The organism is Paenibacillus sp. S-12 (assembly GCF_030363895.1).
Classification (GTDB): Bacteria; Bacillota; Bacilli; order Paenibacillales; family Paenibacillaceae; genus Paenibacillus_B; species Paenibacillus_B alvei.
The window spans coordinates 269,603-276,768 of the sequence record NZ_JASIUF010000011.1 but is presented as its reverse complement, the minus strand read 5'-3'; the positions used below and the strand labels follow the sequence as shown (position 1 = coordinate 276,768).

The following is a 7,166-nucleotide window of genomic DNA, read 5'->3' as shown; positions in this document are numbered from 1 at the left end:
TCGACAACAAGATGAAAGAATGAATTTAATCATAGAGTAAGGATGATCGATTAATGAAAATATTAGTTGTGGAAGATGATAAAACGATCGCGACTGGACTGGAATACTCACTGCAGCAGGATCATTTTGATACCGCTTTGTGCCATGATGTCGCATCGGCTAAGAAAATGCTTCGTGAAGACATTGATCAATTTGCGTTATGCCTGTTTGATTTGTCGCTTCCAGATGGAAGCGGATATGAACTGTGTAAAATGGTGAAGGAGCGGCAAGATATTCCGGTTATCTTCTTAACTGCAATTGACGATGAAGTCAATGTCGTCATGGGGCTGGATATGGGAGCTGATGATTATATTACGAAGCCTTTTCGAGTTCGCGAGCTACTGTCACGGATCAAGTCTGTGTTGCGGAGATACCATAAACCATCCAATGCAAAAACAATCATTGATATCGGAAATGTACGCATCAATACGCTGGAAGGCAAAGTGTACAAAGAGCGGGCTGAAATCCTATTGACCGCATTAGAATACCGGTTGTTACTGATCTTTGCCAATCATATCGGGCAGGTTCTTACGAGAAATCAGCTTTTGGAGCAGATTTGGGATGTGGCAGGCGAATTCGTGAACGATAATACGCTTACCGTGTATATCAAGAGACTGCGGGAAAAGCTGGAGGATGAGCCGCAGCAACCGACGTTGATTAAAACGGTCCGCGGATTCGGCTACAAGGTTGGTGATTAGATGCTCCGCAATCGAGAAATACAACTCCTATTGGCAGTCATGGGCACAATCAGCGCAGCAGCGATCGCTGCCGCCGCTTTTTTATCGCCTGCTTCATTAGCACTTGTTGTCATCCATTCACTTCTGCTTATGGGAAGCTGCTTGGTATTTACAAGATGGAGATACCGCGAGCTTGAGAAGCTTTCTGTCTATTTGCGCGAAATCAGCAGGGGCAATGATTCGCTCGACGTACGCGATAACCAAGAAGGCGAGCTCAGCATTTTAAAAAACGACATATACAAAGTGACACTTATGCTATCCGAGCAGCGATCGCTGCTGCAGCGAGACAAAATGCAATTGACGGACGCCATTTCAGATATTTCGCATCAGCTCAAAACGCCGCTTACCTCTATGACGGTAATGGCGGATTTGTTAAGCAGCGCTGATCTGCCGCCAGTCAAAAGAATGGAATTCACCCACAATATTCGGATTCAGTTGGAACGGATTGATTGGCTTGTATCGTCACTTTTAAAGCTATCAAAAATTGATGCCAAAACAATTCTATTCAAAAAAGAGCCAATATTGGTCAAACAACTGATCCAGAAGGCGTTAGAACCCGTCCTGATTCCGATGGATATTAAGGAACAGACGGTTACGATCAACGGAGATGACAACGTCTCATTTATTGGTGATTTCAATTGGACATGTGAAGCGGTCATTAATATTTTGAAAAATGGAGTCGAGCATACGCAGGAAGGCGGAGCAATCGCCATTTCATTTACAGAAAATGCGCTATTCACGGAAATTATCATTGCCGATAACGGCAAGGGCATCCCGAAAGAAGATTTGCCGTACATTTTTAAACGGTTTTATAGAGGGAAGCATGCAGGAGAGGGGAGTATCGGCATCGGTCTAGCTATGGCTCATAGTATTATCGCAAGCCAGAGCGGAGTGATCGACGTGATGAGCGACGGTAAAAACGGTACTGCGTTTCGGATTAAAATTTATAAGCAGGTCATTTAACCGAAAGTGACTAAATCGTCACTTTCACAGTCACTGGATAGTCATGTTGGACAGATAAAATGATATCCATCAGCAACGCTATGGAGGTTATAACATGGAAATTTTACGAATCGACCATCTGTCTAAACAATATGGGAAAGGCGAATCGGCAGTCACAGCACTTGATGATGTATCTTTTTCCGTGCGAAAAGGGGAATTCGTCGCGATTATTGGACCCTCTGGGTCGGGGAAATCGACACTTCTGCATCTGCTGGGGGGTGTGGATCGGCCGACTAGCGGCAAAGTGTTCGTTGAGGATACAGACATGTATGCCTTGGACGAAACGCAGCTGGCCATCTTTCGGCGGAGACAAATCGGCCTGATTTATCAGTTTTTCAATCTCATTCCCGTCCTGACCGTGGAAGAGAATATGACGCTGCCGCTTTTGCTGGATAAACAAAAGGTAGACAAAAAGCAATTGGACGTGCTTGTTGGGACATTGAATTTAAAGCATCGGCTAAACCACCTGCCTAACCAGCTATCTGGCGGACAACAGCAAAGGGTCTCGATCGGCAGAGCACTCATTAGCAATCCTGCGATCATGCTTGCAGATGAGCCAACGGGGAATTTAGACAGCAAAAATAGCAGTGAGATCGTTGACTTGTTAAAGATGTTAAATAAGGCCTATCAGCAGACGTTGATCGTGATTACACACGACGAACGAATCGCCTTGCAGGCCGATAGGATCATTTCCATTGAAGACGGAAGGATTGCCAAGGACGAGGTGATCCGCCCATGAATATCGTCAATACACTCACGATCAGACATTTGATGCAAAATAAACGGCGTACACTGGTTACGATCATAGGCGTCATCATTTCGGTTGCTATGGTGACGGCTGTGGCAACGCTTGGCTTTTCTTTTTTGGATCTCATGAAAAGGCAAACCATCGCAGATGGTGGAGAATGGCATGTCCTTTATCAAAATGTAAGCAAAGAACAGCTTGAAGCCATTCAGAACGATGATGCAACCAAAGTCGTCACGATCACCCAAGATCTCGGCTATGCTCCGTTAGTAGGGAAACAAAACTCAAGTAAGCCCTATTTATTTATCCAGGCGTATAATGCACAGGGTTTCACGCATTTTCCCATTCAGTTGAGCAAGGGACGACTGCCTCAAACAGACAAGGAGGTCGTGATATCGGAAGCCATCGTGAAGAACGAAAAGGTCAACTATAAAATTGGCGACCACTTAACCTTGTCAGTCGGCGAACGATTCGAGAAGGGCAACGAGAAACCGCTGGATCAATCAGAGATGTTGCGATATGAAAATGGAAAATTGACTGAATCCTTACAGCTAATCACGAATAAGGAATACACGGTGGTAGGCTGCATCAAACGTCCCGTCATGGAACCGGCATGGGCGCCTGGACATACCATCATAAGCTATATCGATGAAACCAGTATAAAGGCAACAGATCGAGTCAATGCGGCAGTTGTCCTAAAAACCGTTGATCGTTCTTTGTTTGAGCATGCAGAACAGCTGGCGAATAGCAACAACATCGAGAACGTCCTATATAATCATGAGTTGCTTCACTATTATGGCTTGTCGAAAAACAAAGCCTCTAGCAGCATGTTGATTTCTTTATCAGTTATCATTATGGCGGTCATCATCATCGGCTCGATCTCGTTGATCTACAATGCATTTGCGATATCCGTCTCAGAGCGTTCCCGTCATCTAGGGATGCTTGCAAGCGTCGGGGCGACCAAGCGGCAGAAGCGGAATTCGGTGTTCTTTGAAGGTGTCATCATAGGAGCAATCAGCATTCCCATCGGGATCCTCTGCGGTCTTGCCGGGATAGGGATAACCTTCTTGTTCATCAATCCCATCATGCAAGGGGCACTTGTGACTACGGAAAAATTAACACTCATCATCACGCCAATGTCGCTCCTGATTGCCTGCGTTGTTTCGATGTTGACGATTTTCATTTCGACATTTGTCCCGGCAATAAAAGCTTCCAAGATCTCTGCTATTGACGCAATTCGCCAAACTGCCGATGTGAAACTTACAAGGAGAGCCGTAAAAACGTCGAAGCTCATGCGCAAGCTATTCGGCATCGAAGCCGAGATCGGATTGAAAAATATAAAACGAAATAAACGAAGATACCATGCCACCGTATTTTCAATCATAATCAGCATCGTCCTGTTTTTAACGGTGTCATTTTATACCGCCAATCTCAAGCAATCTCTAGCACTCTCACTTGAAGGTGTTAATTACGACATTCACATCTGGTACAACAATGGGAATCAAATGGACGATACGACGGTTCAATCGATTGTATCCCTTGACGGTGTGACCGAATACAATGTGACGGAAATGTACAGGGTTAACGCCTGGATCGGAGAAGCTGCAATCGCCAATGAGCTGCAAGAAGCGGTCAAGAAGGATAGGAGTGTACTGAAGGAAGGGAAATACCTTTATGACATAAATATTAATGCCATGAACGATTCGAGCTTGCAAGCCTATGCCAAAGCGGTTGGCGCAAATATCGAACAGCTGATGAATCCAGATCATCCCGCCGCGATCGTGGTGGATACGATTCAATATAAGGACGAGGCGACCAATAAATTTGTGCAAACGAAGAATATTCATGCAAAAATCGGTCAAAGTCTTCAGTTGAGCTATATAAGCGAAGAAACAAATAAAGAAACAGATTTAAAAGAGGTAACCATCGCTGCGAAGACGGATCAATTGCCTATGGGCATACGTTCATCAGCAGTAGGCGAGTTAGATATTGTCGTATCAAAACGTGTCTTGGAGCGACTCATTGATGAAAAGATTGGGGCATACGGTCAGTCTCAATTATTTTTAAAAAGCAAAGATCCTTTGAAGACACAGCAGGAGATTGAAGAATTCAGAGATTCTAATCTGTCCTTTTTGAATGAATACCAGTCCAGAGCCGTGGAAGAACAAAGAATTTTGATCATGTCTGTATTCTCGTACGGCTTTATCATATTGATTTCAGCTATTTCTATCGCCAACATCTTCAATACAATCTCGACGAGCATATCGCTTCGGAAGCGGGAATTCGCGATGCTGAAATCAGTTGGTATGACACCTAAGGGCTTTGCGAAAATGATGAACTACGAAAGCATTTTTTATGGAGTGAAATCGCTCTTGTTCGGCCTTCCTCTAAGCTTCGTCGTCATGTATCTCATTCATAGCGCATTGTCGCAACGCTTTCATTTTGAGTTGTCTTTTTCTTGGGTGAGTATTCTCTCGGTCATTGCTGCCGTATTTATCATCGTCGGTTCGGCCATGTTATATTCCAGTGCCAAGGTAAAGAAAGAGAACATTATCGATGCATTGAAGCAGGAGAATATATAAAAATGAAGCTATGCGGCTTATCGCTGAAACATTGGCTTCTCGCGAGTGAAATTCAACAACGCATGATGTAATGAAATAAAATCTTATATTATTTTTCAATTGCAAATAGCCAGTCGTCGATAATCAATCTGCGGCTGGCGTATTATTTCCCGTGAATGTAAATAGAGTGAGGTGGCGACAGGCATACGTAAGTAGAACACCATATCATGTCTCTAGGCATATACTTAGAACAGGGGAGAGCCGAAGTTGTTAACCCTGTTAAGAATACCATGCTCATAAGCAACTGATCGACTTGGACATAAGAGAGGAATTATTAATATGGGATCTTCTTTTCATAGCAAGACAGCAATCTTGCTTGCTGCTATGTGCTATCAGACGTATCCATTGTACTTAGAAGGAACACTTGTCTTGCCATCGGAATATAAGCTTGTCTATACGATTCATGCATTCGCAAATGTTGAGAATCCTACAGAAATCGTGTTTGGTTTTATTGCAGAGTCCTCAGATCAAATCATTATCGCTTTCAGAGGGTATGCTGCCTATCCGGCAGATTTGTTAGCAGCGTATGACATCCTTCAAGTACAGTATCCATTCGTTCCAAATGCGGGGAAGACCTCTCGTGGATTCACCTGTATTTATCAATCAACCCGAACAAAACTAATCGAAAAACTGAATCATCTGTCTGCGACAAAGAAACTATATATTACCGGCCACAACTATGGTGGAGCTTTGGCTACGTTAGCCGCTTTAGACATTGCCGTAAACACGAAGTTTAAGAACCCTATCGTATATACGTACGGCAGTCCTCGTATTGGAGACCCGCGCTTTGCCAGCCGGTTCAACAGCGTGGTTGCCAATAAGGTTCGGATTGTGAATATACACGATTCATTTCCCACGTTTCCTGCTCGGCATTATCCGCCTCCGTTTACGAAGCAGGGGATACGATATCAGCATGTCAAAACCAAGTACCCGCTCGCATTTCAACTGAATACGGTTACCCGAAATGACAACATTGCATGTTACTTTACATCCCTCAGCAAGAAGAGCCCTGTTTTCGCCGAGATGTTATGCAGCAACAATCCAGGTTTTTGCCCCAATGCCAACATGTGCGTTCCGTTTGAGGGAACATGCTAAGAGGATAGAGACTTGATTCGTAAAGGGAGCTGCCTAGATGAAAGTATCCAAATTAGAACATCGTTTTGACGCAGAAGACGCCATCTTGCTATCAACTATGATCCATCAAGCCTATCAACTTTTTGAAGAAGAACCATTTGTACTCCCCAAAGGATTTTCCGTTTCATGGATCATTCGAGCTCTTGCTGGCGTTGAAGAGCCGGAAGAGGAAGTGTTCGGTTATATTGCACAATCGAAGCGTCGAATTATCGTCGTCTTCAGAGGAACCCGAACATTCAAGGACAACGAGTCGGATCAAGATTTATATCAGATTCCTTATCCGTTTGTCCACGAATCTGGACGTACTCATCGCGGATTCACATGTATCTATCATTCCGCAAGGGAAGCGTTGATTAGAGAACTTAGCAAGCTTTCTACATCGAAAACACTGTTTGTGACAGGCCATAGTTTAGGAGGAGCCTTAGCCGTATTGGCTGCTTATGATATTGCAGTTAACACTCCTTTTACGAAACCTATTGTATATACGTACGGCAGCCCGCGTGTCGCAAGCCCTGTGTTTGCATCAAAATTCGATCAAACGGTTAAGAACAGCATTCGCATTTTCAATATTCATGACATTATTCCAACCTTGCCGGAACGATCGTATCCGTCTCCATTTACGAGAGACGGGTTATTCTATGAGCATGTTAAAACGAAATATCCGGTCTCATTTCAATTGAATAGTTTGGCCAATCGTAATCACGAGATTGTCTGTTATTTTAAAAATCTCAGCAAAAAAAATCCTTATTACGCTAGCTTACTTTGTGAAGAAAATCCAGGTTTATGTCCGGATACAAGTTGGTGCGTACCGTTTAAAGGAATATGCAGTCCAGTGGAGGAGGAAGGGTAAGCCGATATCCGCCGACTTGAAAGACGGGAAGTTTCCGT

The 7,166-nt window shown here is 43.9% G+C and carries 6 protein-coding genes; all 6 read left to right on the top strand.

Annotation, left to right across the window (positions count from 1 at the left end; genetic code table 11):
- Nucleotides 1-53 precede the first annotated feature (53 nt).
- The 6 genes from NO352_RS11255 to NO352_RS11230 all read left to right on the top strand — a co-directional run bounded on the left by NO352_RS11255 (nt 54) and on the right by NO352_RS11230 (nt 7,128).
- Nucleotides 54-737, top strand: coding sequence for a response regulator transcription factor (locus tag NO352_RS11255; protein WP_289355682.1), 684 nt, complete (start codon nt 54-56; stop codon nt 735-737).
- The gene (locus NO352_RS11250; RefSeq protein ID WP_289355681.1) at nt 738-1,739 is read left to right on the top strand and encodes a sensor histidine kinase; all 1,002 of its coding nucleotides are present in this window, start codon (nt 738-740) and stop codon (nt 1,737-1,739) included. It begins immediately after the preceding gene.
- 94 nt (nt 1,740-1,833) lie between these two features.
- Nucleotides 1,834-2,517, top strand: a complete 684-nt coding sequence (locus NO352_RS11245) for an ABC transporter ATP-binding protein (RefSeq protein ID WP_005550785.1) — start codon at nt 1,834-1,836, stop codon at nt 2,515-2,517.
- On the top strand, nt 2,514-5,105 hold the full coding sequence (locus NO352_RS11240; protein WP_289355680.1) for an ABC transporter permease: 2,592 nt from the start codon (nt 2,514-2,516) through the stop codon (nt 5,103-5,105). Before NO352_RS11245 ends, NO352_RS11240 begins: the two co-directional genes overlap by 4 nt.
- 318 nt (nt 5,106-5,423) lie before the next feature.
- Entirely contained in the window at nt 5,424-6,239 is an 816-nt protein-coding gene (locus NO352_RS11235; protein ID WP_289355679.1) for a lipase family protein, read from the top strand.
- Between the two features lie 37 nt (nt 6,240-6,276).
- Nucleotides 6,277-7,128, top strand: coding sequence for a lipase family protein (locus NO352_RS11230; RefSeq protein WP_005550781.1), 852 nt, complete (start codon nt 6,277-6,279; stop codon nt 7,126-7,128).
- The last annotated feature ends 38 nt before the right edge of the window (nt 7,129-7,166 follow it).